Origin of the sequence: Pedobacter sp. KLB.chiD (assembly GCF_047040275.1) — a bacterium.
Taxonomy (GTDB): domain Bacteria; phylum Bacteroidota; class Bacteroidia; order Sphingobacteriales; family Sphingobacteriaceae; genus Pedobacter.
In genome coordinates, this window is sequence record NZ_CP178207.1 from 3,257,610 (window position 1) to 3,284,000 (window position 26,391).

General features: G+C 39.5%; 24 protein-coding genes. 21 read left to right on the top strand and 3 right to left on the bottom strand.

Annotated features, from left to right (window positions below; translation table 11 throughout):
• Positions 1 to 142 precede the first annotated feature (142 nt).
• Together ACK1I8_RS13320 and ACK1I8_RS13325 are read right to left on the bottom strand one after the other, a co-directional pair.
• On the bottom strand, positions 143 to 871 hold the full coding sequence (locus ACK1I8_RS13320; protein ID WP_205056412.1) for a YebC/PmpR family DNA-binding transcriptional regulator: 729 nt from the start codon (positions 869 to 871) through the stop codon (positions 143 to 145).
• Positions 872 to 945: 74 nt separating this feature from the next.
• Positions 946 to 1,890, bottom strand: coding sequence for an NAD-dependent epimerase/dehydratase family protein (locus ACK1I8_RS13325; protein WP_412465859.1), 945 nt, complete (start codon positions 1,888 to 1,890; stop codon positions 946 to 948).
• A gap of 490 nt (positions 1,891 to 2,380) precedes the next feature.
• Here ACK1I8_RS13325 and ACK1I8_RS13330 point away from each other — a divergent pair, with 490 nt between their 5' ends.
• From ACK1I8_RS13330 to ACK1I8_RS13430, 21 genes are all read left to right on the top strand, one after another.
• Entirely contained in the window at positions 2,381 to 2,965 is a 585-nt protein-coding gene (locus tag ACK1I8_RS13330; protein ID WP_412465860.1) for a gluconate 2-dehydrogenase subunit 3 family protein, read from the top strand.
• A gap of 25 nt (positions 2,966 to 2,990) precedes the next feature.
• Entirely contained in the window at positions 2,991 to 4,691 is a 1,701-nt protein-coding gene (locus tag ACK1I8_RS13335; RefSeq protein ID WP_412465861.1) for a GMC oxidoreductase, read from the top strand.
• Between the two features lie 176 nt (positions 4,692 to 4,867).
• Entirely contained in the window at positions 4,868 to 6,025 is a 1,158-nt protein-coding gene (locus ACK1I8_RS13340) for a Gfo/Idh/MocA family protein (protein ID WP_412465862.1), read from the top strand.
• Positions 6,026 to 6,034: 9 nt separating this feature from the next.
• A complete protein-coding gene (locus ACK1I8_RS13345; RefSeq protein ID WP_412465863.1) occupies positions 6,035 to 7,093 on the top strand; it encodes a sugar phosphate isomerase/epimerase family protein in 1,059 nt (352 codons plus the stop codon).
• A gap of 102 nt (positions 7,094 to 7,195) precedes the next feature.
• Complete coding sequence (locus ACK1I8_RS13350) at positions 7,196 to 7,582, top strand: c-type cytochrome (RefSeq protein ID WP_412465864.1); 387 nt, start codon at positions 7,196 to 7,198, stop codon at positions 7,580 to 7,582.
• Positions 7,583 to 7,614: 32 nt separating this feature from the next.
• The gene (locus tag ACK1I8_RS13355) at positions 7,615 to 9,072 is read left to right on the top strand and encodes a Gfo/Idh/MocA family protein (RefSeq protein ID WP_412465865.1); all 1,458 of its coding nucleotides are present in this window, start codon (positions 7,615 to 7,617) and stop codon (positions 9,070 to 9,072) included.
• Positions 9,073 to 9,125: 53 nt separating this feature from the next.
• Positions 9,126 to 9,806, top strand: a complete 681-nt coding sequence (locus ACK1I8_RS13360; RefSeq protein ID WP_412465866.1) for a DUF1080 domain-containing protein — start codon at positions 9,126 to 9,128, stop codon at positions 9,804 to 9,806.
• A 219-nt stretch (positions 9,807 to 10,025) separates the two neighbouring features.
• The gene (locus tag ACK1I8_RS13365; RefSeq protein WP_412465867.1) at positions 10,026 to 11,264 is read left to right on the top strand and encodes a nucleoside permease; all 1,239 of its coding nucleotides are present in this window, start codon (positions 10,026 to 10,028) and stop codon (positions 11,262 to 11,264) included.
• Position 11,265: 1 nt separating this feature from the next.
• Positions 11,266 to 12,156: a hydroxypyruvate isomerase family protein gene (locus ACK1I8_RS13370; RefSeq protein WP_412465868.1), complete on the top strand. Its 891-nt coding sequence runs from the start codon at positions 11,266 to 11,268 to the stop codon at positions 12,154 to 12,156.
• An 8-nt stretch (positions 12,157 to 12,164) separates the two neighbouring features.
• Positions 12,165 to 13,040: a sugar phosphate isomerase/epimerase family protein gene (locus tag ACK1I8_RS13375; RefSeq protein ID WP_412465869.1), complete on the top strand. Its 876-nt coding sequence runs from the start codon at positions 12,165 to 12,167 to the stop codon at positions 13,038 to 13,040.
• Positions 13,041 to 13,048: 8 nt separating this feature from the next.
• Positions 13,049 to 13,918, top strand: coding sequence for a sugar phosphate isomerase/epimerase family protein (locus tag ACK1I8_RS13380; protein ID WP_412465870.1), 870 nt, complete (start codon positions 13,049 to 13,051; stop codon positions 13,916 to 13,918).
• Between the two features lie 571 nt (positions 13,919 to 14,489).
• The gene (locus ACK1I8_RS13385; protein WP_090501707.1) at positions 14,490 to 15,479 is read left to right on the top strand and encodes an aspartate-semialdehyde dehydrogenase; all 990 of its coding nucleotides are present in this window, start codon (positions 14,490 to 14,492) and stop codon (positions 15,477 to 15,479) included.
• 56 nt (positions 15,480 to 15,535) lie between these two features.
• The gene (locus ACK1I8_RS13390) at positions 15,536 to 16,138 is read left to right on the top strand and encodes a CDP-alcohol phosphatidyltransferase family protein (protein WP_412465871.1); all 603 of its coding nucleotides are present in this window, start codon (positions 15,536 to 15,538) and stop codon (positions 16,136 to 16,138) included.
• A gap of 109 nt (positions 16,139 to 16,247) precedes the next feature.
• Positions 16,248 to 17,372: an ATP-binding protein gene (locus ACK1I8_RS13395; protein WP_412465872.1), complete on the top strand. Its 1,125-nt coding sequence runs from the start codon at positions 16,248 to 16,250 to the stop codon at positions 17,370 to 17,372.
• Between the two features lie 17 nt (positions 17,373 to 17,389).
• The gene (gene dacB / locus ACK1I8_RS13400) at positions 17,390 to 18,796 is read left to right on the top strand and encodes a D-alanyl-D-alanine carboxypeptidase/D-alanyl-D-alanine-endopeptidase (RefSeq protein ID WP_412465873.1); all 1,407 of its coding nucleotides are present in this window, start codon (positions 17,390 to 17,392) and stop codon (positions 18,794 to 18,796) included.
• Between the two features lie 14 nt (positions 18,797 to 18,810).
• Positions 18,811 to 19,170, top strand: a complete 360-nt coding sequence (locus tag ACK1I8_RS13405) for a hypothetical protein (protein ID WP_412465874.1) — start codon at positions 18,811 to 18,813, stop codon at positions 19,168 to 19,170.
• A gap of 295 nt (positions 19,171 to 19,465) precedes the next feature.
• Complete coding sequence (locus ACK1I8_RS13410) at positions 19,466 to 19,975, top strand: GNAT family N-acetyltransferase (protein WP_412465875.1); 510 nt, start codon at positions 19,466 to 19,468, stop codon at positions 19,973 to 19,975.
• A gap of 71 nt (positions 19,976 to 20,046) precedes the next feature.
• Positions 20,047 to 20,895, top strand: a complete 849-nt coding sequence (locus tag ACK1I8_RS13415) for a DUF2911 domain-containing protein (protein WP_412465876.1) — start codon at positions 20,047 to 20,049, stop codon at positions 20,893 to 20,895.
• A 471-nt stretch (positions 20,896 to 21,366) separates the two neighbouring features.
• Complete coding sequence (gene eno / locus ACK1I8_RS13420; RefSeq protein WP_412465877.1) at positions 21,367 to 22,662, top strand: phosphopyruvate hydratase; 1,296 nt, start codon at positions 21,367 to 21,369, stop codon at positions 22,660 to 22,662.
• Between the two features lie 187 nt (positions 22,663 to 22,849).
• A complete protein-coding gene (locus ACK1I8_RS13425; protein WP_025145767.1) occupies positions 22,850 to 23,149 on the top strand; it encodes an FtsB family cell division protein in 300 nt (99 codons plus the stop codon).
• A 127-nt stretch (positions 23,150 to 23,276) separates the two neighbouring features.
• Complete coding sequence (locus ACK1I8_RS13430) at positions 23,277 to 23,891, top strand: trimeric intracellular cation channel family protein (protein WP_412465878.1); 615 nt, start codon at positions 23,277 to 23,279, stop codon at positions 23,889 to 23,891.
• A 182-nt stretch (positions 23,892 to 24,073) separates the two neighbouring features.
• On the opposite strand, the gene ACK1I8_RS13435 is transcribed toward ACK1I8_RS13430, so the two are convergent.
• Positions 24,074 to 26,158, bottom strand: a complete 2,085-nt coding sequence (locus ACK1I8_RS13435) for a hypothetical protein (protein ID WP_412465879.1) — start codon at positions 26,156 to 26,158, stop codon at positions 24,074 to 24,076.
• Positions 26,159 to 26,391: the final 233 nt, after the last annotated feature.

The following is a 26,391-nucleotide window of genomic DNA, read 5'->3' on the forward strand; positions in this document are numbered from 1 at the left end:
TCCTTCCAAATAAATCTCTCGTACGGGCAGGCCTGTATGCACAGGCGGGCATTCGGCTGCGCTTCAGTCGAGACGACGACTTTATCAAATTGAAAAATGTCCCGGTTTAAATCGAGACCTTTACAGTTAATATCAGTTGCATTTACTCTGCCATATTATGGTAAACTGCCTGCACATCATCATCTTCCTCCAGCTTGTCAATCAATTTTAATACATCGGCAGCCTGCTCTTCTGTAACCTCATGGTGAGATAAAGCAATACGTTCCAGTTTTGAACTTTTTAACTCAATGCCTTTCTCTTCTAAGGCTTTTTGCAAGGAACCAAAGTTTTCGAAAGCACCCTGTGCTACCACAATATCATTTCCTTCTTCATCAGCCTCTACGTAAAGTTCTTCCAAACCAGCATCAATCAATTCGAACTCTAGTTCTTCCAGGTCCAGACCTTCAGCAGGTACAAAACGGAAAATAGATTTGCGGTTAAAAACAAAGTCTAACGATCCGGTTTTCCCCAAGGTACCATTCGTTTTATTAAAATAACTACGCACGTTTGCAACCGTACGGTTAGTATTATCTGTAGCTGTTTCAATTAAAACGGCAACGCCATGGGGTGCATAACCTTCGTATACAATTTCCTCGTAATTGGCCATCGATTTATCAGAAGCACGTTTAATTGCAGCCTCTACCCGATCTTTTGGCATGTTCACAGCCTTTGCATTTTGTATTGCTGTACGCAAGCGGGAGTTGGTTTCAGGATGAGGTCCTGACTCCTTAACCGCCATCACAATATCTTTACCAATACGTGTAAACTGAACCGCCATTTTGGCCCAGCGCTTAAATTTTCTCTCTTTTCTAAATTCGAATGCTCTTCCCATTATTTTAGTATTGAGATATGAGAGGTGAGAGGTCTGGCCTTACGCCTTCAACCTTCCAACCTTCTACCTATATCTTATTTTTTTAAATTATTTAACATATCAGTTGTCAGTTTCGATAAATCGAATGCTGGTTTCCATCCCCAATCGTTTGCCGCATAACTATCATCAATTGAGCGTGGCCAGCTGTTTGCAATTTGTTGACGGGGATCGTTATTGCTGTAAGTTAGGGTAAAATCCGGAATATGTTTTCTGATCTCTGCCGCCAAAACTTCAGGTGTAAAACTTACCCCTGCAAAATTATAGCTGCTACGCACCGAAATCTGGTCTGCCGGGGCATCCATCAGCTCGATTGTTCCGCGGATCGCATCATCCATATACATCATCGGCAGTTCTGTTTCTGCATTTAAGAAACTCTGGTAACTGCCCTTTTTTAACGCATCATGAAAAATATGGATTGCGTAATCTGTTGTTCCACCTCCTGGGGCAGCTTTCCAGCTGATCAAGCCCGGATAACGGATACTACGCACATCCAATCCGTATTTCTGGTTATAATATTCGCACCAGCGCTCACCCGCCAGTTTACTGATTCCGTAAACGGTATTTGGATCCATTACACAATATTGTGAAGTACGATCTTTTGGTGAATTCGGTCCAAATACAGCGATAGAACTCGGCCAGTACACTTTCGCCGTTTTATATTCCAAAGCTAAGTCCAGTACGTTCAATAAACCGTTCATATTTAAATCCCAGGCCAGTTTTGGGTTCTGCTCACCCGTAGCCGATAATAATGCTGCCAGGAGATAAACTTGTGTTGGTCTGTACTTATGAAAAATTCCATTGATCATTTCTTTATCAAGTACATTCACAAATTCAAACGGTGCAGAGTTTTTGATATCATAATCCGGCCTGCGTATATCGCATGCAACAACATGATCATCACCATATATCTTACGTAACGTGGTTACCAATTCCGTCCCGATTTGCCCGTTTGAGCCTAAAACAACAATTTTTTCCTGCATATTTTTTTTGAGATTGAGCAAAGGTAAAAAAATGAGATAAAAGGCAATAAAATATTTTAAGAAGGCGTTAAATTCCTAATGGTATGACTCGTTAATTATTAACCAGATTGTTAAACCGATAACTGTAAATTGCTAACCAAAACGACCAAACTGAACGCTGATAAACTTTGATTAATTGTGAACTATAAATAGCCTGGTTGAAATCTATTTGGCCTGATATTTACCTGAAAAATCTTCATTCTTGGATTTATTGATAAAAAACGCATTCACCTGTACTAAATGTATTTTTTACACCAAGTAAAATGAATATCAAAACAGGGTTTTAAATATTATTAAGCCACAAAAAAGATTCTATTTAGAACAATTCCACCCAGTAACAATCATATTGCATGCTGATAATTTAATTCAAAAAATTCATTCTTTATGCTATATTTTTTCTAATATTACTAATTCAACACATCAATAACCAAAATATAAAATCATAAATACGATGCACAGAAGAGAAGCACTCAAAAACGTTGCATTTTTGCTGGGTGGAGCAATCTCGGCAAGTACAATGGGCGTGTTATTCGAAAGTTTTACGCTTCCCGAAAATGAAAAAAACTTTGTTAGCTATTCATTGGAAGATGAAAAGATTTTTGCCGAATTTGCGGATATCATTGTCCCGACCACCAAGTCATCTGCAGGTGCCAAAGCAGCAGGTTTAGGAAAATTTATCCCGATGATGATGAAAGATTGTTATCCTGCCACAATGCAAACTTCTTTTGCACAAGGCTTTAAAGATCTTCAGGCAAAATCAATGAAAGATTTCGGGAAAAGTTATCTAACGTTAACACCAGCCGACCGCAAAAAACTAATGATCGATTTGAGGGCTATTGCACTTGCTCAAAAAGATGGCAAATCAGAAGAAAATAAGGATTTAGCTTACTTTTTTGTCACAGCAAGAGATTTGACCTTACTCGGTTACTATTCTTCAGAAATTGGTTGCACCAAAGCAAGGGAATATGTTCTTATTCCGGGCCGTTATGATGGCAATGCACCTTTAAAACCTGGTCAAAGATCCTGGGCAACCTAATTTCTAACAACAACTACAAAACATCATGAATTTAAATACAAATTTAAAAGCAGAAAATACTTACGATGCTATTGTGATAGGATCGGGTATTAGTGGCGGCTGGGCTGCAAAAGAACTTACCGAAAAGGGCTTACGTGTACTCATGCTCGAAAGGGGTATGAACATTGAGCACATTACCGGGTATGAAAATGCCATGAAAAATCCTTGGGATTTTAAACATGCAGGAAGACTCACCGAAGAGCAAAAGCGTACTCACCCGGTACAAAAAAGAGATTATCCGTATCAGGAAGCAAACGAAAAATGGTGGGTAAACGATTTGGAATGCCCCTATACCGAAGATAAACGTTTCGATTGGTACCGTGGTTTCCATGTAGGTGGTAAATCATTAATGTGGGGCCGTCAGAGTTACCGTTTAAGCGACCATAACTTTGAAGATAATGCAAAAGATGGTCATGGAAGCGATTGGCCGATCCGTTATGCAGAACTTTCGCCCTGGTATGATTATGCCGAGCGTTTTGCGGGTATCAGCGGCTCTAAAGAGAATTGGCCGACTTGCCCGGACGGCGAATTTTTACCTCCAATGGATTTAAACATTGTAGAGAAATCGGTAAAAGCCCGTGTTGAAGAACATTATAAAAGAGAACGTATCATCATGATCGGCCGTGTGGCCAATCTTACCGTTCCGCATAAAGGCCGCGGCAACTGTCAATACAGAAACCTATGTAGCCGTGGTTGTCCGTTTGGTGCTTATTTCAGTACACAGTCTTCTACCCTTCCTGCAGCAATGGCAACCAAACGTTTAACGTTAAGACCATATTCTATCGTAAATCATATTATTTATGATAAAGACACCAAAAAAGCAAAAGGCGTAATGGTTATTGATGCACAGACCAACAAAACGATGGAATTTTATGCTAAAATTGTTTTTGTAAACGGTTCTACATTAGGCTCTACATTCATTTTATTAAATTCGACATCAGAAGCACATCCAAACGGACTAGGCAATGGCAGCGGTCAGTTAGGGCATAATTTAATGGATCATCATTTCCGTTGCGGTGCCTCCGGAGAGGCTGAAGGCTTTGATGATAAATATACCTATGGCCGCCGTGCAAATGGAATTTATGTGCCAAGGTATCAAAATATCGGTAACGATAAACGTGATTATTTACGTGGTTTCGGTTATCAGGGTGGCGCAAGCAGAAGCAATTGGCAAAATGATGTAGCTGAGTTATCATTCGGTGCAGATCTGAAACAGAAAATGACCACTCCGGGAAAATGGACCATGGGATTGGGCGGTTTCGGAGAAATGTTACCTTATTATGAGAACAAGGTGTACATTGATAAAACCAAAAAAGACAAGTGGGGACAGCCTGTATTGGCCATTGATTGCGAATACAAAGAAAACGAGAAAAAAATGCGTGTGGATATGATGAACGATGCTGCTGAAATGTTAGAAAAAGCAGGCATGAAAAATATCAAAACATACGATAATGGCTGTTATCCGGGTATGGCAATCCACGAAATGGGTACCGCCAGAATGGGTAACGATCCTAAAACTTCTGTGCTGAACAAATGGAACCAGATGCATGAAGTAAACAATGTTTTCGTAACCGATGGATCATGCATGCCATCAATTGCTTGCCAAAACCCTTCATTAACATTTATGGCGCTAACTGCCCGTGCTGCAGATTATGCCGTAAAAGAATTAAAGAAAAAGAATATCTAGAAGGTTTAAGACATGAGGTGTAAGGTTTAAGGCAAAAGGCGTAAAGTCTAATCCCTGATTCCTACGCCTCAAACCTTATTAAAAAACAATAGCTAAAAACAGGAAAAAGGTCTAAGCATTAAGGTATAGGAAGTTCACCCTAAACCTTACTCCTTATACCCCACACCTTTTATAACATGAAAAGAAAATTAAGAATGGGCATGATAGGCGGTGGAAAAGACGCCTTTATCGGTGCCGTACATCGTTTGGCCGCTAACATGGATGGCCTGATCGAATTATCTGCCGGAGCTTTAAGTGTAAATCCTGAAGTTGGATACGAATCTGGAAAAATGCTTTTTCTTCCCGATAACAGGATATACAACAATTACGAAGAAATGCTGACCAAAGAAAGTGAGTTGCCAGCAGACGAAAAGATTGATTTCGTCACCATCGTTACCCCAAACTTTGCGCATTTTGCCCCAGCAATGATGGCGTTGGACAAAGGGTTTAACGTTGTAATCGAAAAACCGATGACCTTAACTTTGGAAGAAGCAAAACAGCTTCACGCTAAAGTAGAAGAAACCGGATTAACGCTTTGCTTAACGCATACTTACTCAGGCTACCCAATGGTTAAGCAGGCCAAGCAAATGGTAAGCGATGGCAAACTGGGTGCTATCCGTAAAATTGTGGTAGAATACCCCCAAGGCTGGTTAAGCACACTTTCTGAACGCGAAGGCAATGCGCAGGCCGCCTGGCGTACCGACCCTTCTAAAACCGGTAAAAGCGGTTGCATGGGCGACATAGGTACACATGCAGCACACCTTGCTGAATATATTTCGGGGCTAAAAATCACTAAAATCTGTGCCGATTTAAATATTGTAGTACCTGGAAGGGCCATTGATGATGATGGGAACGTTCTTTTAAAATTTGATAATGGCGCTAACGGGGTATTGGTGGCTTCACAAATCGCTGCAGGAGAAGAAAATGCACTAAAAATCAGGGTTTATGGCGAAAAAGGTGGTTTAGAATGGCACCAGATGGAACCAAACACCATGATTGTAAAGTGGTTAGATGCACCAGCCCAGATCTACAGGACAGGCAACGGCTATATGGGTAGTTTTGCAAAACACAATACCCGCACACCAGGCGGTCACCCTGAAGGTTACTTAGAGGCTTTTGCCAATATCTACAAAAACTTTGCACTTACCGTAAATGCAAAATTAAATAACGAGCAACCTACGGCCGAAATGCTCGATTTCCCTGGCACCTCAGATGGAATCAGAGGAATGGCATTTATTGAAAATGTAGTGGCTTCAGGCCAATCAGATCAAAAATGGTTCGACTATAAAATTTAATACCCGGGCATGACAACAATAAAAGGACCAGCTGTATTTTTAGCACAGTTTATCAGCGACGAAGCTCCATTTAATTCACTTGATAGCATTTGCAAATGGGCGGCAGATTTAGGGTTCAAAGGCATTCAGATGCCAACTCTTGACTCCCGCTTTATTGACCTCAAACAAGCAGCAGAAAGTAAGACCTATGCTGATGAATTAAAAGGTAAGATTGCAACTTACGGTTTGGAAATTACCGAACTATCTACACATCTGCAAGGCCAATTGGTTGCCGTTCATCCTGCTTACGATGATCTGTTTGATGCTTTCGCGCCAAAAGACGTACACAAAAACCCAAAAGCCAGAACGGAATGGGCGGTACAACAGATGAAATATGCGGCTAAAGCATCGCAAAACCTGGGTTTAAATGCACATGCAACTTTCAGTGGCTCTTTATTGTGGCAATATTTCCACCCCTGGCCCCAACGTCCCGCCGGATTGGTTGAAGAAGGTTTTGCAGAACTGGCAAAACGATGGACGCCAATCTTAAACGAATTTGATCAGTGTGGTGTAGATGTTTGCTACGAAATACATCCTGGAGAAGATTTATTTGACGGCGAAACTTACGAAATGTTCCTTGAGGCAGTGAATAATCATCCTCGGGCATGCTTATTGTATGATCCATCTCACTTTGTGTTGCAACAATTGGATTACATTCAGTACATCGATTTCTATCACGAACGCATTAAAGCCTTCCACGTAAAAGATGCAGAATTTAACCCTACAGGCAAGCAAGGCACTTTTGGCGGATACCAGAGTTGGGCAAACCGTGCCGGGCGCTACCGGTCACCTGGTGATGGACAAGTTGATTTTAAAACGATTTTTAGTAAATTAGCCCAATATGATTTTAAAGGTTGGGCCGTTATGGAATGGGAATGCTGCATTAAAAACCAGCAGGATGGTGCCCGAGAAGGCGCAGAATTTATCAAAAAGCATATCATTAATGTAACGGATAAAGCATTTGACGATTTTGCCGCATCGGGCAGTGATAGCACTTTCAATAAACAAATATTAGGATTACAAGAATAACAACACACAAAACACACACAACATGAAAACCTGCATAAGCAACAATAATAGAACGTTAACGCTTATGCAAGCTTGAATGCAATTAAAAACAACACACACAACATGAAAAAAACATTTTTAATGCTAGGCGCTGTAGTCATTTTTATGGCGTCGTTTTCTAAAGCTGATTTAGCGAAAGAGAAAGCTGTGCTTGCTACGGCAACCACAACAAACCATTCTGCTTTTCAGTCAAATCCAGGAGAAAAACTGATCAATAAGTCAGATTGTTTAGGTTGCCACAATAAAACCAACAAAATTATTGGTCCTGCATACGTAGACATTGCAAAAAAATATCCGGCTACCGAAAAAAACATCAATATGTTGGCCGACAAGATTATTAAAGGTGGAACAGGTGTTTGGGGTAATATGCCAATGACTGCGCATGCTACACTTAAAAAAGACGATGCAAAATTAATGGTAAAGTATATTTTATCATTAAAGAAAAAATAATCGAATCCAGTTAGCAAATCGATTTACTACATATGAAAACAGAGCAAGAAAATAAAAACACGAGTAACCGCCGTGATTTTATTAAAACTTCAGCAATCGCTGCCGCTGCCTTTATGATTGTTCCGCGCCATGTTTTGGGCGGAACAGGCTATTTAGCACCGAGCGATCGCCTATTGGTTGCCGGCATTGGGGTTGGCGGAAAAGGCCAAAGCGATTTGGATATGTTTTACAAAAGCGGAAAAGCAGATATCGCTTTTCTGTGTGATGTAGACGATCGTCGTGCAGCCAATAGCGTAAAAGCTTTTCCTAAAGCAAAATATTATAAAGATTGGCGCGAAATGTTAGATAAAGAACATAAAAACTTCGATGCTGTCTCTGTTTCTACTCCTGACCATAACCATGCTATCCAGGCTTTGGCCGCCATGCAGTTGGGCAAACATGTTTACGTTCAAAAGCCTCTAACACACGATATTTATGAAGCGCGGATACTAACCGCAGCGGCAAAAAAATATAAAGTGGTTACGCAAATGGGTAATCAAGGTGCATCAAACGATGGTCCGCGCCAAATGAAGGAGTGGTACGAAGCCGGTTTAATCGGCGATGTGCATACGGTATATGCCTGGACCAACCGTCCGGTATGGCCTCAGGGCATTCCCTGGCCAAGCAAAAAAGCAGAAATCCCTAAAGAATTAGATTGGAATTTATGGTTGGGAACGGCTCCTGAAAAGGATTATGTGGATAAATTGGTTCCATTTAACTGGCGTGGCTGGTGGGATTACGGGACCGGTGCTTTAGGCGATATGGGTTGCCACTTAATTGAAGCTCCTTTCAGTGTATTAAATTTAAAATATGCCAAAGAAGTTCAGGCAAGTGTAGGTTCTGTTTACGTTGATGAATTTAAACGAGGTTACTTTCCTGAAAGTTGTCCGCCATCAAGCCATGTTACCTTAAAATTCCCTAAAACGGATAAAACCAAAGGTGATGTTACTTTACATTGGATGGATGGCGGTATCCAGCCAGAACGTCCGGAGGAACTGGAAGCAAATGAAACTTTTGGTGATGGTGGTAACGGTACTTTATTTATCGGAACAAAAGGTAAAATGATGGCCGAAACCTATAGTGCAAATCCTAAATTATTGCCTTTAAGCAAAAACAAGGACATTAAAGTTACGCCAAAATATGCCCGCGTACCAGATGGAGCAAACGGACATTATAAACAATGGGTTGAAGCTGCAATTGCCGGTTATGGCAAAAAAGAAGTGAGTTCCCCTTTCGAAATTGCAGGTCCGTTAACAGAAGCTTTATTGATGGCCAATCTAGCCATCAGAAGTTTCGATGTACAAAAAACGGTAAATGGTAAAACTACTTACCCAGGACGGTATATGAAAATGCTTTGGGACAACGATAATATGAAAGTTACCAACTTTGATGAAGCCAACCAGTTTGTAAAACGCGAATACCGTAAAGGCTGGAACAATTTAACACTTTAAATAAAAACACTTACAAACCTGACCTAAAACTTATCAGGTTTAAATTCAAAAAAATGAAAAAAATCTTACTTTCTGCCTGCATCCTGCTAGCAGTTACGCAAATATCAAAAGCACAAAAAGGCTTTAAGCCACTTTTTGATGGTAAAACCACAACCGGTTGGCATACTTACAATAAAACTACTGTTGGTAGCGCCTGGCAGGTTCAGGATGGCGCATTACACCTGGATTTAGCAAAAAAAGGTAAAGATGGTGGTGGCGATTTAGTTACCGATAAAGAGTATGGTGATTTCCACTTAAAATATGACTGGAAAGTGGCTCCGAAAGCAAATAGCGGCCTTATTTTTTATGTTCATGAAGAACCTAAATACCATGCTACTTATTCTACCGGTTTAGAAATGCAGGTGATCGATAACGATGGCCATCCTGACGGAAAAATCACAAAACACCGTGCAGGCGATCTGTATGATCTGGTAAAAAGTTCATCAGAACCGGTTAAACCGGTTGGCGAGTGGAACAAAGCTGAAATCATCAGCAAAAAGGGTAAATTAACCCTAATTTTGAATGGTGTTGAAGTAGTAAAAACAACCCTTTGGGATGACAACTGGAAAAAGATTGTTGCAGGCAGCAAATTTGCGACATGGGAAAACTGGGGAACCTTTAAAACCGGTAAAATTGCCTTACAGGATCATGGAGACGAAGTTTGGTACAAAAACATCTCTATTAAAGAACTTTAAATACGGAAAATGTAAGATGGAAAATGGCTAATGTGAATTACACCGTCATCCAAACACTTACTTTCTAGAACATTAATGGTAAGAGGGAAATGTATAATGTGAATTACAAAATCCCTCTTATCAAATCCAGTTAAAATATTATAAAATTGTAAGATGAGTTACGGGGATACGTTTTCATCATCCCTCTTACCTTAACCATTTTACATAATCACTAGCCAAATGAATAGCACTACTCGCTTTAAACTTTCTGCCATGATGTTCCTCGAATTTTTTATCTGGGGCGCATGGTTTGTAACTTTAGGAGCATTCTTAAACAATAACCTGAAGGCAACCAACTCTGAAATTGGTTCTGTATTTTCAACTCAATCTTGGGGCGCTATTATTGCTCCATTTATAATAGGCCTCATCGCCGACAGATATTTTAACGCTGAAAGAATTTTAGGTGTTCTACACATTATTGGTGCTATTTTAATGTACCAGATGTATAGTGCGCCAGATGTAAGTGTTTTCTACCCTTACGTTTTAGCCTATATGATTTTGTTCATGCCAACCCTTGCGCTGGTAAACTCTGTTTCTTTTAACCAAATGAAGGATGCTGAAAAAGAATTTGCTAACATCAGGGTATTTGGTACAATCGGCTGGATCATCGCTGGCTTATTGATCAGTTTTGCCTTCCACTGGGATTCTCCAGAAGGAATTCAGGCCGGATTGTTAAAAAGTACCTTTCTAATGGCTGGGATCGCTTCTTTGATATTGGGATTATTTAGTTTTACGTTACCTGCAACTCCTCCAAAGGTTGCCAAAGACGAGAAAATCAAATTAGGCGACATTTTAGGATTGGATGCATTGAAATTGTTAAAAGATAAAAATTTTGCTGTCTTCTTTATTTCTTCCATCCTGATCTGTATCCCATTAGCCTTTTATTATCAAAATGCAGGTCTTTTCCTGGCCGATATAAAAGTTTCCAACCCTACAGGTAAAATGGCCATTGGTCAGGTTTCAGAAGCGTTATTTTTACTGGCTATTCCTGTGTTCTTTTCAAAATACGGCTTTAAGAAAACCATTATAGTTGGTATGTTGGCCTGGGCAGTACGCTACATTCTTTTTGCTTATGGTAATGCCGGCAGTTTAAGTTTTATGTTGATTATAGGTATTGCGCTTCATGGTGTTTGCTACGATTTCTTTTTTGTTTCTGGTCAGATTTATACCAACTCAAAAGCAGGAGAAAAATTTAAAAGTGCAGCTCAGGGTATTATCACTCTGGCCACCTATGGTGTTGGTATGTTGATTGGGTTTAAAGTAGCGGGCTTAATTACAGACATGTATAAAACAGGAGATGTAACTGACTGGAAAATGGTTTGGATTATACCAGCAGGTATTGCAGCTGCAGTTTTCTTATTGTTTGCTTTATTATTCAACGATAAAACAAAATCAGAATTAGAAGTTAAAACTGTTTAATATGACCCCGAACATCAATAGAAGAAACGCATTAAAAAACATTGTTGCCGGAACTGCGGCTGTTGGTGTTTCTTCTGGCCTATCAGCACTAGCAATGGATAAACCAGAATCAGATCAGCCGTTAAGGCTAAAAGGAAATATCAACCATGCGGTATGCCGCTGGTGTTTTAGCAGCTTTGATGTAGAAGCACTCTGCCTCGAAGCAAAAAAAATAGGGATCAAAGGAATTGATCTGGTTGGCCCGAGCGATTGGCCTACCCTAAAAAAACATGGCTTAGAATCAACCATGTGCAATGGTGCCGAAATTAATCTGGTAGACGGTTTTAATGACGAAAAATTTCACGAAAAGTTAATTCAAAATTATACCAAAATGATTCCACTTGTGGCCGAAGCCGGTTATAAAAATCTAATCTGCTTTAGTGGGAACCGTCGTGGTAAAGATGATGAAACCGGTTGGAACAATTGCGTTAAAGGATTAAAACAGTTGATGCCATTAGCCGAAAAGCATAATGTGGTATTGGTAATGGAATTGTTAAACAGCAAAGTAAACCATAAAGATTACCAGTGCGACAGAACATCATGGGGTGCCGAACTTTGCAAACGTCTGGGATCTCAAAATTTCAAATTGTTATATGATATTTACCATATGCAGATTGATGAAGGTGATGTGATCAGTAACATCAGGCAGTATCACCAATACATTGCCCATTATCACACCGCTGGCGTACCAGGCCGTAATGAAATAGACGATACACAGGAGTTATATTACCCTGCCATTATGAAAGCCATTGCCGAAACCGGCTTTAAAGGTTACGTTGCACAAGAATTTATACCTAAACAAGCAGATCAAATAGCCTCTTTAAAGAAGGCAGTAGCTATCTGCGATATTTAATCTACGTTATGATATCAAGAAGAAATTTTCTAATCAACAGTAGTGTGGCTGCAGCAGCAGCGCTGCTCGTTCCGTCATCTGTTTTCGCAGCCGACAATAAAAGAGTTGTTGGCCTCCAATTATATTCTTTAAGGGATGAATTGCCTAAAGATGTAAAAGGAACGATTGCTAAAATTGCCAAAGCAGGTTTTAAGGAAGTAGAAACCTATGGTTTTTCCATCAAGGATCAGTTTTGGGGTTTAACACCTCAAGAATTTAAAGCATTGTTGGATGCTAACGGTTTAAAAGCACCAAGTGGCCATTATGGTTTAGGTACTTATTTAAACGATGGCAATACTACCGAATTGAAAGCAGCAATTGCAGCAGCAAAGGTATTGAAAAGCGAATATGTAACCATTCCCTGGTTAGATGCGGGCCTCAGAAAAAACGCTGAAGATTATAAAAAAATTGCAGCCAGAATAAACGAAGCCGGAAAAATGTGCAAGGCAGCCGGTATCCGTTTAGCTTACCATAACCATAATTTCGAATTTGATAAAGTTGGCAATACCACCGGTTACGAAATTTTGTTAAAAGGAACAGATAAAAAACTTGTTGATTTCGAACTTGATCTGTATTGGGTGGTACGTTCAGGAAACGATCCTTTAAAGCTGTTTAAAGAAAATCCGGGCCGTTTTACCATGTGGCATGTTAAAGATATGGATAAAGCCAATCCTGCCTTAAATGCAGAGGTAGGCACTGGGTCTATAAATTTCAAACCTATTTTTGCCCAGGCGAAACTTTCGGGCATGAAACATTTCTTTGTAGAGCACGAAACCAACTACAAACCAAACCCGATGGAATCTGTTGCGGCAAGCTGTGCTTATATTAAAAAAGAAATTATTTAATTTAAGCGATGAATTCAAGAAGGACATTCCTAAAGCAGGCAGGATTAGCGGCCGGAGCGGCATTGTTAATTCCATCTTTTGCCTTTGATAAAGCCAGTAAAAATGTTGGTTTACAGCTGTATACCTTACGCGATGAATTACCCAAAGATGTAAGAGGCATTATTGAAAAAGTAGCACAAGCCGGTTACAAGGAAGTGGAAACCTATGGCTTTTCTAACGGAAAATTCTGGGGTTTAACACCAAAGGAATTTAAGGCGTTATTAAATGCAAACGGTTTAAAAGCGCCAAGCGGACATTACGGGATGGATGAGTTTTCTAAAACCGGAAAAACTGACAAATTAAAAGCTGATATTGAATCTTCAGTAACTATTGGCGGTAAATATTTTACCATTGCCGGTGCCCATGTTGATATGAGTAAAGGTGTGGATGGTTTTAAAAAAACAGCCGATGATTTTAACAAAGTAGCCGAAATAGCAAAGGCATCGGGCTTAAAGTTTGCCTACCACAACCACGATTTCGAATTTAAGAAACTGGGCGACACCACCGGTTATGATGTTTATTTAAGCGAAACCGATAAAAACCTGGTCAACTTTGAAATGGACTTATACTGGGTTGTCCGTTCAGGTAACGATCCATTGGCTCTGTTTAAAAAATATCCGGGCCGTTTCCCGATGTGGCATGTTAAAGATATGGATAAAACCAAACCTGAATTAAACACCGAAGTGGGTAAAGGGTCGATTGATTTTAAAACCATTTTTGCCCAGGCGAAACTTTCAGGAATGCAACATTTTTTTGTAGAGCACGAAAACAATTACAAACCAGATCCAATTGGCTCGATTAAAACCAGCTGCGATTATATCAAAGCTAATTTGATTTAAACTTACTATGCCCTGCAGGTTTTAAAAATCTGCGGGGTTTAAAACAGGCTTGCCTCTAAATCCGATCCCCTATCGGATGAAGCGAAGCGAAATGAAGAGATCCTATCTTCACAAATTAAATCCTCTCCTTTTTTCAATAACCCAAACCTCATCCATTATCAGGAGAACTGTCTCTGTTTATCTAAACCTGATAGAACGGCAATACTTTTTTAAGTGCAGGCCCCATAAATTTGCTAGCTGTACCCGATGAAACAGACACTTCATACTTCGGCATAACAGTTGTTGTTTAAAAAGATTATAGTGATAGCAGGACTGTCGTAACCGATACACGCTGAAACCTCCTTTCCAAGATAAAACATCCACATTGACTTCCAATGTTATCCTGTGTCACGTAATTAAGAAACTTCGGAAGTCTCCACCCATACCTTATTCTTTAACCATATTTTCTATCGAAAACCAAAAATTTTAAATACAAAAAGCAAATTTAATTGGCGACAATAGGGATATCAGCTTAATTTTTAGCATATTTGAACTTATATCAAAATAGTATAACTAATATAACAAAATTAAAATGAAAGTAGCAGTAGTGGGTGCCACCGGATTGGTGGGCACTGTCATGTTAAAAGTATTGGAGGAAAGAAATTTCCCTTTAACAGAGTTGATTCCCGTAGCATCAGAAAAGAGTGTTGGTAAGGAAATTACTTTTAAGGGTAAGAAGTTCCCAATTGTTAGCATGGATACTGCAATCAGCATGAAACCAGATATCGCATTGTTTTCAGCAGGTGGAAATACTTCTTTAGAGCACGCACCTCGTTTTAAGGAAGCCGGAACAACCGTTATCGATAACTCTTCTGCCTGGAGAATGGACCCTGCAATTAAATTAATTGTACCAGAAGTGAACGCGCATGAACTTTCTATCGACAACAAAATCATTGCTAACCCGAACTGCTCAACCATTCAGATGGTGGTCGTTTTAAAACCGTTGCACGATAAATACAAAATCAAACGTGTAATTGTTTCTACTTACCAATCGGTTACTGGAACAGGGGTTAAAGCCGTTGAACAGTTAATGAACGAGCGCAAAGGCATTGATGGCCCTAAAGCTTATCCATACGAAATCGACCTGAACGTGCTTCCGCATATTGATGTTTTCACCGATAACGGATATACCAAAGAAGAAATGAAAATGGTGAAGGAAACGAACAAAATCATGAGCGATAATAACATTAAAGTTACCGCTACCACCGTTCGCATTCCGGTTATGGGCGGTCATTCAGAATCAGTTAATATCGAGTTTGAAAATGATTTCGATTTAGCAGAAGTGCGTAGTATTTTAGAAAAAGCACCAGGCGTAATTGTCGTTGATGATGTTGCCAACCTCAAATACCCGATGCCAAAAGATGCACATGAAAAAGATGAAGTTTTCGTAGGCCGTATCCGTAGAGATGAATCGGCACCGAAAGCATTAAACCTTTGGATTGTTGCCGATAACTTACGCAAAGGCGCAGCAACCAATGCCGTTCAGATTGCCGAATACCTGGTTCAGAAAGAATTGGTTTAATTAATTCACCAAAGCCCCCCGATCTTATCTGGGGGCTTTTTTATGCACGCTCCATCATGAAACATATTCCAATCGCTTTAATTTATTCCAGGTTGTTTATCGGTTTTGGAATTATTCTATTAAGCATTTTCCACGTTAGCCATTATTCTTTTTTAGCCATTACTTTATTATCTGTTGGTTTGTTAACCGATGTTTTTGATGGGATCATCGCCCGTAAGCTCCATATCTCTTCAGAAAAGTTAAGGCGCTTGGATTCAGGCATCGATCAGGTGTTTTTTATTTCGGTTGCAGTCGCCACTTACATCCAATGTCCTGGTTTTTTTAAAACCAACCTCATAAAACTGGTCATACTGGGGGCTTTTGAAGTCTCTACTTATGTGCTAAGTTATATCAAATTTAAAAAGGAAATAGCCACGCATTCGATCGGTGCTAAAATCTGGACACTGACCATATTCGCCACCCTGGTCGCCGTTATGGTATATTGCGAATCAGTCGTACTTTTTGAAATTTGTTTTTGGCTCGGCCTGGCTACCAGATTAGAAATAATTGCCATTGTACTCACCCTTAAAAAATGGACAAATGATGTACCCAGCTTTTACCATGCGGTTAAGTTAAGGCAAGGAAAAGAAATTAAACGTCATAAACTATTTAACGGCTAATCTATCCCAAAGAAATATATAATTTGGTGATTACAATCTCTTTTTTACATATAATTTAGTGATTAGAACGAAATTTCATTACATTTGAAATAAAAGAAGATGTATTGAAATGATTGTCAGAAATCTGCAAAAACATATCGAATCGAAGTTTTTTAAACAAAAAGCCATTATTGTTACGGGTGCAAGGCAAGTGGGTAAAACCACCTTGTTGAAACAATTGGTACAAAAAACCGGATTACCCTTTGTTTTTCTAAATTGTGATGAGGCGAACATACGTACTACCTTAACCGATATCAGCATCCAAAGGCTGAAATCGATCGTCGGATCCAATAAAATCATTTTTATCGGTGAAGCACAGCGCGTTACCAATATTGGCTTAACACTTAAACTGATTGTTGACCACTTCACCGATGTACAGCTTTTGGTTACAGGCTCTTCATCGTTAGATCTGGCTGCAGGTATTAAAGAGCCGTTAACCGGCAGGAAATTCGAATACCATCTCTATCCTTTTTCGGTTGCCGAACTCGTTGATGATACCAATGTGCTGATTGAAGAGCAAGCTTTGGAAAAAAGACTGCTTTACGGAACTTATCCTGATGCAATCAATTATCCTGGGGAAGAAAAGGAACTGTTATTAAACCTGGCGAATAGTTATCTTTTTAAAGATATTTTATCACTTACAGGCATCAGAAAACCCTTACAGCTCGAAAAACTGGTACAGGCACTGGCTCTTCAGATTGGCAATGAAGTTTCTTATACCGAACTCGGACAGATGATAGAAGCTGATAAAGCAACTGCTGAGCGCTACGTTGATTTACTGGAGCAATGTTTTGTGGTATTTAGGTTAAGTGCTTACAGCAGCAGCTTACGGAACGAAATCAAAAAGAGCAAAAAAATCTACTTTTACGATACCGGAATCCGGAATGCCCTGATCGAAAACTTTAATCCGATCGGCTTAAGGCAAGATGCTGGTCAGCTTTTTGAGAATTACATCATATCAGAACATATTAAGGCCAATCATAATAAAAGAAAGCTTGCCAGGTATTATTTTTGGCGCAGTTTTCAACAGCAGAAAATTGATTTAATAGAAGAGATTAATGGAAAAATAAATGCGATAGAAATTAAATGGAACGGAAATAAAAAAGTCAGGTTTCCATCAACCTTTTTAGATGCATACCCCACCAACGAAACACGCGTTATCAACAAAGCCAATTACACCAGTTTTCTGTTGTAAATAACCCTCATTACAGAATGAAATTTTTAAAAATATTATCCCTATTGTGCTGCATAGCAACTTTAGCAAATGCCCAAAACAGGATTCAAAATATCGAAAAAGCTTTTAACAATTTATTAAACGATGAGCAAGCTAAGCATGCCCTCGTTTCGCTTTGCATTTTGGATGCCAATACGGGCAAAACATTATATGCCAAAAACGAGCAGATTGGTTTGGCTACTGCTTCAACCCTGAAAACCATTACCGCTGCCACTGCCTTTAGTATATTAGGAAAAGATTTCCAATACCAAACTACTTTGGCTTACACTGGTACGGTTACCACCGATGGAGTATTGAAGGGCAACCTCATGATCATGGGCAGCGGGGACCCCACTTTGGGTTCATGGCGTTATCAAAACAAAGAAAACACCATTTTAAAGCAGTGGGTTGATGCCATAAAAGTAGCTGGAATAAAGAAAATTGATGGCGCTATAATTGGTGATGACCGTATTTTTGGTACGCAAACCACGCCTGAAGGATGGATATGGCAGGACATTGGTAATTATTATGGCGCAGGTACTTCGGGCTTAGCCTGGCGTGAAAATCAGTTCGATATCCACCTTCGGGCTGGCAGCAGCACAGCTGACAAGGTAAAAATCGTAAAAACGGTTCCGGCAACCCCTTATGTTCAAATTGTAAATGAATTAAAAACCGGGGCATCCGGTACTGGCGACAGAAGTTATGCCTTTCTCCCACCTTATAGCAATACAGCTTACCTCCGCGGGAGTTGGGGTATGGGGATTGCCAAGACGGGCATTTCGGTTGCTTTGCCTGATCCTGCCTTTGATTGCGCTTACCGTTTGCAGGATACATTGAAAAGGCTGGGAATTTTCGCCGACCAGCCAGCTACGACTACCAGATTGATGGCTTTAAACAACCAGGTTATTCCTCCCGTTACACAGAAAATAAGTACCGTCACTTCGCCAAATTTAAGCGAGATTACCTATTGGTTTTTAAAGAAAAGCATTAATTTATATGGAGAATCACTTTTAAAAACCATTGCCATAAAAATGGGTAAGGAAGCTACAACAAGCAAAGGTGCAGAAACCGAGATTAATTTCTGGGCCGGTAAGGGCATCGATAAAAATGCTCTTAATATCATTGATGGCAGCGGACTTTCTCCCGGCGATAGGGTTACGACTTCGGCAATGGCAAACATACTTTTCCAGGTCCAAAAAGAAAATTGGTTTTCTGATTATTACAAAGCCCTACCTGAATACAATGGCATGAAGATTAAAAGCGGAACCATCAATGATGTTTCGGCATTTGCAGGTTACCACACCGATGTGGCAGGCAATAAATATGTGGTCGTGATCAACATTAATAACTATAGCGGGAACAGTATCAACAAAAAGTTGTTTAAGGTATTAGATGAACTAAAATAACCCTGTTTACTATTATGACTTTTTTTGTAAAAAACCTGCAAACGGTTGATGGATTGATTTCGAACCTGTATAAAGATATCTCTATAGAGGAAATGACTAAAAAAATTACCGGGCTTTTTGAATTACAAGGCTACAAGGTAATAGATCAACAATTCGGGAATTTAATTTTAGAAAAAGGCAGCCGCATAAAAAGACTATTATTGGGTGCATTTACAACCTACTACAAATTCAGCGTAACCATGATGCCAGGCGAAGAAAATGAGCTTACCGTAAATGTTTTTCAGCAATCAAGCGGCATGTCGGGTGGTTTAATTGGCATGAACCAGATTAAAATAGAGCTGGCCAGGTTAAACTTTTTGTTTGCGAATATTTAAAAACAATCGGGTCGTGGTCTCTTAAACCTACTTAGTTTTTTTTCAAAAATATTATATTCATAAATAGTCTGTACGGACATAAACCATGGATAAAATTGAGATTCATGATATTTTTATTGAAGCGACAGCACTAGCCAGAAACATAACTAGCAACATTAAACAAAAAGCATTTTTAAAGAATTAATGATCTCAAATTAAATATGCTATAAAATCCCGGATAACTAGAATCAGCGGATTTGATTGATGTTTTGGTAAAAGTTTATAGATTGCGGAAATCACAGCAAAACCTTATGCCATGCAACTTATTTTACGCCCCTTTCAATCAACTGATGTGAATGATCTTGTTAAACATGCCAATAACTACAACATCTCTAAAAACCTAACCAATAAATTTCCATTTCCATACGAAAAAAAAGATGGAGAAGCATTTATCCAACTGGCCACGGGTCACGCTCCCTTACAGATCAAAGCCATTGTGTTGAATAATGAAGTAATTGGATCAATAGGTGTGCATCAACTGGCAGATATTTATTGCAAAAGTGCAGAAATGGGATATTGGATTGGGGAAGAACATTGGGGTAAAGGCATAGTTGCACCTGTGGTTAAGGAAATGCTTCGATATGGATTTGAAACCTTTGATATCGAAAGGATTTTCGCCAGGACATCACACACCAATCTGGCCTCACAAAGAGTTTTACAGAAATCAGGTTTTGTCTTCGAAGCCGAATTAAAGGGAACTATTTTTAAAAACGGCGAATATTTTGATGAGCTGATTTTTGGTTTCAGGAAAAATCAACTGATCTAAATGCTCATTAAAACTTTTGTTAAACCCGGCGCTTATTGCGTAAATTCGCACGAAACAAAAACAACAAAGTAATGAAATTATCAATCAAATCAATAGTGCTGTTTGTGGCAATTTTGGGTGTAGCAGATTTTGGAAATGCGCAGGAAGCCAGATTTCCACAAGCCAGTAGTGGCCAAACACTGGTTCAGGATTTTGGATTGGGCAAAATAACCTTAACGTATTCACGTCCGAATGTAAAAAGCCGCAAAATTTTTGGTGGTATAGAACCGATGGGTGTAGTTTGGCGTAACGGTGCAAATGCTGCTACGAGGATTAAATTTACCGACGACGTTAAAATTGAAGGCAAAGATTTACCAGCAGGTGAATATAGCTTGTTCAGTATCCCTGGTAAAAATGAGTGGACCATTATTTTCAATAAAACTGCCGACCAATGGGGTGCATACGATTATAAGGAAAGTGACGACGTACTCCGGGTAAAGGTAAAAACGATTGCTTTGAAAGATAAAGTAGAAACTTTAACCATGCAGTTCTCATCGGTTAATGAAACTTCGGCTATTTTAAACATGATGTGGGAAAATAGTGCATATGCCGTTAATATTACCACTTCCATTGATGAAAAAGTAATGGCCAATATTTCCGAAGCAATGAAAGGTGACAAGAAACCCTATTTTGCCGCGGCACAATATTATTTTCAGCATGGAAAAGATTTAAAACAGGCTTTGGAATGGATGACGGAAGCAGAAAAATCGGATCCAAAAGCGCCCTGGTTTAAACTTTGGAAAGGTCGCATTCAATTAAAAATGGGCGACAAAGCAGCGGCTGCAGCTACTGCACAACAAGGAATTGAGGTTGCAAAAGCAGCAAAGGTTGATGAATATGTTCGTCTAAATTCGGAACTTTTGGCGGAGGCTAAAAAATAAAGAAGTTCTATTTCGGTCGGTGAGACACCGACCGATAAATATCACCATTCTAATGCTTCCTGATCTTGCAGTTATAGCAATCGGGATGACGGCATCTTCAGCACGGGCATTGCTTCCTATAATTTACCGAACCTAAGTCATTTAAACCCGATTGAAATGAAAAGCCCGCAATCCCGATTTTTCATCGGGAGAGGACTTGTAATGAAAAGCGGGGCCAGCCCCAACCGAAGTAATACTGCAATTGCTTTTCAAACCAACATCAGTACTTAATACCTATTAAGCTGCAACCTACATCGGTTTCGCCGTTAATATAAACTTAAAATTAACCATCTATCAACTCAATCAACTATCGTAACATTGCGCCTCAAAACGCTTTATTTATTTAAAAATTATACTAACTTTGATGTTGCGCTTAGTAATTGTACTTTATACACTAAGCAGGTTAAGAAATCAACAAAAATTAAGATAAAAATGAGCATAATTGTTAATGTCCATGCGAGACAAATCCTCGATTCAAGAGGAAATCCAACAGTAGAAGTAGAAGTTGCGACAGAAGCAGGTGCATTTGGCCGTGCTGCAGTACCAAGTGGTGCATCTACCGGGCAATATGAAGCTGTTGAATTACGTGATGGAGATAAATCTACATATTTAGGAAAAGGCGTTTTGAAAGCAGTAGAAAATGTAAATACCAAAATTGCTGATGCACTAAGAGGTATTGATGTTTTTGAACAAAACGCGATTGACAAAATTATGTTAGACCTTGATGGTACCGAAAACAAAGGTAACTTAGGCGCTAATGCTATTTTGGGTGTTTCTTTAGCGGTTGCAAAAGCTGCTGCTGACGAAATCGGTCAGCCGTTATACCGTTACATCGGCGGTGTTAATGCAAATACACTACCTATCCCGATGATGAACATCATCAATGGCGGTTCTCACTCTGATGCGCCTATCGCGTTCCAGGAGTTTATGATTATGCCGGTAGGTGCGCCTTCTTTCTCTGAGGCTTTACGTTGGGGAACTGAAGTTTTCCATAGTTTGAAAAAAATTCTTCACGACAGAGGCTTATCTACTGCCGTAGGTGATGAAGGCGGTTTTGCGCCAACTTTTGATGGTACTGAAGATGCCATTGAAACTGTATTAAAAGCCATTGAAACTGCTGGTTACCAACCAGGTTCGCAAATCTGTTTAGCTTTGGATTGTGCATCATCTGAGTTCTATAAAGACGGTAAATACGATTATACTAAATTTGAAGGCGATAAAGGCGCAATCCGTTCAAGCGAAGAGCAGGCACAATATTTAGCTGATCTTTCTGCTAAATATCCAATTATCTCTATTGAAGATGGTATGGATGAAAACGATTGGGCTGGTTGGAAAACTTTAACTGATAAAGTTGGCGACCGCGTTCAATTGGTTGGCGACGATTTATTTGTAACTAACGTAACCCGGTTACAACGTGGTATTGATGAAGATACTGCGAACTCTATCCTGGTAAAAGTAAATCAAATCGGTTCATTAACCGAAACCATCAATGCGGTAACTTTAGCACAAAACAGTGGTTACACCTCAGTAATGAGTCACCGTTCTGGCGAAACTGAAGATGTTACCATTGCTGATTTAGCTGTTGCATTAAACTGCGGACAGATTAAAACCGGTTCGGCTTCACGTTCAGACAGGATTGCAAAATACAATCAGTTATTACGTATTGAAGAAGAATTAGGCGAAAATGCCCGTTTCATCGGTTCGAAATTCAAATATGCTAAGAAATAACCAATAAATTCCCTAAAAGGGACTTTCTTCCTCTTCTTTAGAAAAGAGGCCGTAAGGCAAAGAGGTGTTAAGAAGTTGAAAAACTAATTTGTGAAACATCCGGAGATTTTAAATCTTCGGATGTTTTTATTTTAATCCTATATTTGTTTGGCTTTATGCGAATATCTCAATACTCATATCTCGAACTATGAAACGTTTAATAGATCTTTTCCGCAATAAATATTTCCTTGCAACAGTCGCTTTTGCGATGTGGATGTTATTTTTCGACAAAAACGATATGATGTCGCAATATGAATACCGCAGTCAGGCCAACAAACTGCAGGAAGAAAAAGAATATTTCGAGAAAGAAACTGCCCAGGTTAAAAAAGATTTAAACGAGCTGAATACCAATTTAAATACAGCTGAAAAATTCGCCCGCGAAAAATACTTCATGAAGAAAGACAATGAAGATGTTTTCGTGATTATACAGGAAGAGAAGAAAGATTAGTTTTCAGTCGGCAGTTTTAAGTTTGCAATTCCCCATTTGCAGTAAACAATTCAGCAATCAAGTCATAAAAAACTTCCTAAACAGCTAACGTTTCAACTTTATAACAGGTAACGTTTCAACTCAAGCCATGCTCCAAGTCCTCTATATTATTGCTATAACGGCTGAAGCCATGACCGCAGCACTTTCTGCAGGCAGACGCGATATGGATTGGGTTGGTGTTTGTATTATTGCCTGGGTTACGGCTTTAGGCGGCGGCACGGTGAGGAATGTGTTGTTTGGCCATTACCCCATGAGCTGGGTTGAACATCCAGAATATCTGGTGATTACTGCGGCAGCTGCCTTGTTTGCTGCATTTATTGCCTCAATGATGACCAGACTCAAAAAGCTTTTCCTTTACCTTGATGCTTTAGGTTTGGTTGTTTTTACCATTATTGGTTGTCAGGTAGCGCAGCAGATACACCTACCTTATTTAATTGTACTTTTTAGCGGGATGATCACCGGTTGCGCAGGCGGTGTACTCCGCGATGTACTTTGTAATGACGTACCCTTTCTTTTCCGCAAAGAGATTTATGCCAGTGCCGCCATTGTTACCGGTGCGGTTTATATCGGTGTGGAACATTTTCATGGTTCCGAAATGCTTGCAACTATTTTGGCTGCCATAGTTGGCTTAACTTTGAGATTGCTTTCAATCCGTTTCGAATGGCACATGCCGAAGTTTGTTTACCGGGATGAATGGCACTAACTCAGTTTGGAGTTTTTAGTTCGGAGTGCTGAGTCTCCAAACTTAAGCTCCCTATTCCTTTTGCTTTCCGTGGTGTCACAAGTACTTTATGTTTAATGGTGCCGGGTATTACCACCTTTCCATGGATAACATATATAGTTTGGCGTTCTAAGCCTCGAAACTCATAACCCCCAACTCCGAACTTACAATTCTCCATTCCTTTTTCTTAGAAACCATTCTGTACCTAATAAGATCAATATCAAGCCAAAGAGCCATTTCATGTTAATCAGCTCATCATATTTACGGTCTTCGTAACTGATGGTTTTAATGTTGTCGTTTTTGGCAATCTCATCGGCTATTTTGAGCAGGTCTTCAGGCATAAATAGTTTACCATTGCTTTGTTTGGACATCGTATTTAAAAGCTGGTGGTTGGCTGTTGTTTGTTGGTATTCAGCAATCAGCGCATTTACATAAAAACTTCCTGAAGCAGTAAACTTCTTTCCTCCTAACTCGGTATTGGCTACATAAGAATAATTACCAGCAGGCATGGTCCCGGCATCTAACTGATAACCCATTTCTGTTTTAGAGAAGGTATAATTAAACACTTTTCCAGCTTCATTTTTAACCTGCAGATTTACCTCAGGCTCATTTACTGCCTGGTAACTGTCGTTATAAAGGGTTGCATTAAACTGGATGCTTTCATTTTCATCATAAGCTGCTTTAGCGGTAAACACTTTAAACCTGCGTTTATCATCTTTAATCGAAAGGTATTGAACGGTTTTCGAAATCAGATCATTTAAAACAGGTTGGGGCGCCTCATTTTCTGCCTCCGCAAGTTTCCACCGCCATAAGCCCTCTCCCATTAAATAACCAGTTTTTAATCCGTTTTCATTAGCAAAAAATAACAATGGCTGCTGGGTGCTCACTTTGCCTATACGCTGATTAAAAACCGGTATGGCACCTGCGTTTACCGTCAGCCTTCCAAATGGGCTGAGCAACGGGTCGAAAGAGGAAAACTGCCTTTTATCCTCATCCGTCAGGTTGAAACTGGTAAAACCATTGGCGAAATCGGCATATACCTCTTGAACAGAACCATTAGCTGAGCTCAGATTGACTTGATTTTGAATCTGATTAAAACCATTTATATCACTTTGTGCCCCCACAATGTACCAGATCGGTTTCTTTAATCCGGTTAATTTTTTTAAAAAGACTGAAGCCATATTCTGCGCATCGGGCAACTGATACAATACAATTAAATCGAATTTAGACGGATCTGTCGCATTTAAATCATCTGCAAGAGCCAGTTTAGCTTCATAGTGTTTATTGAGCGAAATAGCCTCCTTTAAAACACTCAAATCAGGATGAGGTGCAGCAGCAGCGAGCAGTACCTTCTGCCTGCCGTCAATAACTTCCACATAAAAAGTCTGAATGTTATTCCGCGTGGTGATTTCATTTTTTAAAGTGCCTAATTGAACCGTGTACTTCTGCACACCAATTTTGCCGGCATGAATCTTTACCGGGAGAGTTTTAACAAATGAAGCTCCATCAATCAAAATGTTCTGTTGCACTATCCTCGTACCATTTTCGCTAACGGTTAATGAAGTACTTTCGCCGTTGCTTTGAAAAGCCTGTACCTGAACCTCAACGGTAAAATTATCATCCAGGTATACGATGTTATTGTAATTAACATTCGAGATCAATACATCGCGTTTAGGAATACTATCACCCAAGGCAATGGTATAAATTGGGGCATTGATCTGATTAACGCTGTATAACGGGTTGCCACCATGGTTAAAAATTCCATCAGTCGCTAAAACAACTGCCCCAACATTACGGTTGGTATACTCATCTCTGATTTTCTGAAAAAGTGCAGAAGCATCTGTTAATTTTCCCTGGTTTTTAAAGTCGAAGCCATCCGCAACCTGATCTGCGAAGCGAAGCACTTTTACTTCATATTTATCTGCCAGGTGATCCCGTAGCTTTTTAAGGTTTTGTTCATATCGTTTTTGGTCAAATCCGGCCGATTTAACCTGGCCAACCGATAGGGAATTATCCTGTCCGATAATAATTACAGGTTTATCTAAAGTATAGTTTAAAGTTTTAATGAGTGGTGCAAATATGAACCAGGCAATCGTGGTCACTACTATGGTCCGCAATGCTGCTAAGGCATATTGGAGTTTTTTATCCAGATTTTTGTTACCACGGTAAAGCAACCAGGCATACAGTACGCCTAAGGCCAGGCAACCCAGAAAAGATAAAATAGCAGTACCTGAAAAAAAACTAGTCATAATTCATAAAGATGATAATTTTGACGGTATTTTCAAGATTTAACCGCGAAGTAAGCAAAGAATTTACGCAAAGTAGTGCAAGCACAACGCACAAATTGTGATCATCCAAACTTAGCGTTCCTTGCGCCATGGTAATGTGAAAATCTCAGCGATCTTTGCGGTTAAAAAAGAATAAATTCATTAGTTTTAACCAAATCAATCTTAATGAAATTAATCTGGTTAACATTTTTGCT

Excerpts from the sequence above, each read along its gene's own strand:
- ACK1I8_RS13320 (WP_205056412.1), bottom strand. The coding sequence starts at position 871 with ATGGGAAGAGCATTCGAATTTAGAAAAGAGAGAAAATTTAAGCGCTGG.
- ACK1I8_RS13325 (WP_412465859.1), bottom strand. The coding sequence starts at position 1,890 with ATGCAGGAAAAAATTGTTGTTTTAGGCTCAAACGGGCAAATCGGGACG.
- ACK1I8_RS13330 (WP_412465860.1), top strand. The coding sequence starts at position 2,381 with ATGCACAGAAGAGAAGCACTCAAAAACGTTGCATTTTTGCTGGGTGGA.
- ACK1I8_RS13335 (WP_412465861.1), top strand. The coding sequence starts at position 2,991 with ATGAATTTAAATACAAATTTAAAAGCAGAAAATACTTACGATGCTATT.
- ACK1I8_RS13340 (WP_412465862.1), top strand. The coding sequence starts at position 4,868 with ATGAAAAGAAAATTAAGAATGGGCATGATAGGCGGTGGAAAAGACGCC.
- ACK1I8_RS13345 (WP_412465863.1), top strand. The coding sequence starts at position 6,035 with ATGACAACAATAAAAGGACCAGCTGTATTTTTAGCACAGTTTATCAGC.
- ACK1I8_RS13350 (WP_412465864.1), top strand. The coding sequence starts at position 7,196 with ATGAAAAAAACATTTTTAATGCTAGGCGCTGTAGTCATTTTTATGGCG.
- ACK1I8_RS13355 (WP_412465865.1), top strand. The coding sequence starts at position 7,615 with ATGAAAACAGAGCAAGAAAATAAAAACACGAGTAACCGCCGTGATTTT.
- ACK1I8_RS13360 (WP_412465866.1), top strand. The coding sequence starts at position 9,126 with ATGAAAAAAATCTTACTTTCTGCCTGCATCCTGCTAGCAGTTACGCAA.
- ACK1I8_RS13365 (WP_412465867.1), top strand. The coding sequence starts at position 10,026 with ATGAATAGCACTACTCGCTTTAAACTTTCTGCCATGATGTTCCTCGAA.
- ACK1I8_RS13370 (WP_412465868.1), top strand. The coding sequence starts at position 11,266 with ATGACCCCGAACATCAATAGAAGAAACGCATTAAAAAACATTGTTGCC.
- ACK1I8_RS13375 (WP_412465869.1), top strand. The coding sequence starts at position 12,165 with ATGATATCAAGAAGAAATTTTCTAATCAACAGTAGTGTGGCTGCAGCA.
- ACK1I8_RS13380 (WP_412465870.1), top strand. The coding sequence starts at position 13,049 with ATGAATTCAAGAAGGACATTCCTAAAGCAGGCAGGATTAGCGGCCGGA.
- ACK1I8_RS13385 (WP_090501707.1), top strand. The coding sequence starts at position 14,490 with ATGAAAGTAGCAGTAGTGGGTGCCACCGGATTGGTGGGCACTGTCATG.
- ACK1I8_RS13390 (WP_412465871.1), top strand. The coding sequence starts at position 15,536 with ATGAAACATATTCCAATCGCTTTAATTTATTCCAGGTTGTTTATCGGT.
- ACK1I8_RS13395 (WP_412465872.1), top strand. The coding sequence starts at position 16,248 with ATGATTGTCAGAAATCTGCAAAAACATATCGAATCGAAGTTTTTTAAA.
- dacB (WP_412465873.1), top strand. The coding sequence starts at position 17,390 with ATGAAATTTTTAAAAATATTATCCCTATTGTGCTGCATAGCAACTTTA.
- ACK1I8_RS13405 (WP_412465874.1), top strand. The coding sequence starts at position 18,811 with ATGACTTTTTTTGTAAAAAACCTGCAAACGGTTGATGGATTGATTTCG.
- ACK1I8_RS13410 (WP_412465875.1), top strand. The coding sequence starts at position 19,466 with ATGCAACTTATTTTACGCCCCTTTCAATCAACTGATGTGAATGATCTT.
- ACK1I8_RS13415 (WP_412465876.1), top strand. The coding sequence starts at position 20,047 with ATGAAATTATCAATCAAATCAATAGTGCTGTTTGTGGCAATTTTGGGT.
- eno (WP_412465877.1), top strand. The coding sequence starts at position 21,367 with ATGAGCATAATTGTTAATGTCCATGCGAGACAAATCCTCGATTCAAGA.
- ACK1I8_RS13425 (WP_025145767.1), top strand. The coding sequence starts at position 22,850 with ATGAAACGTTTAATAGATCTTTTCCGCAATAAATATTTCCTTGCAACA.
- ACK1I8_RS13430 (WP_412465878.1), top strand. The coding sequence starts at position 23,277 with ATGCTCCAAGTCCTCTATATTATTGCTATAACGGCTGAAGCCATGACC.
- ACK1I8_RS13435 (WP_412465879.1), bottom strand. The coding sequence starts at position 26,158 with ATGACTAGTTTTTTTTCAGGTACTGCTATTTTATCTTTTCTGGGTTGC.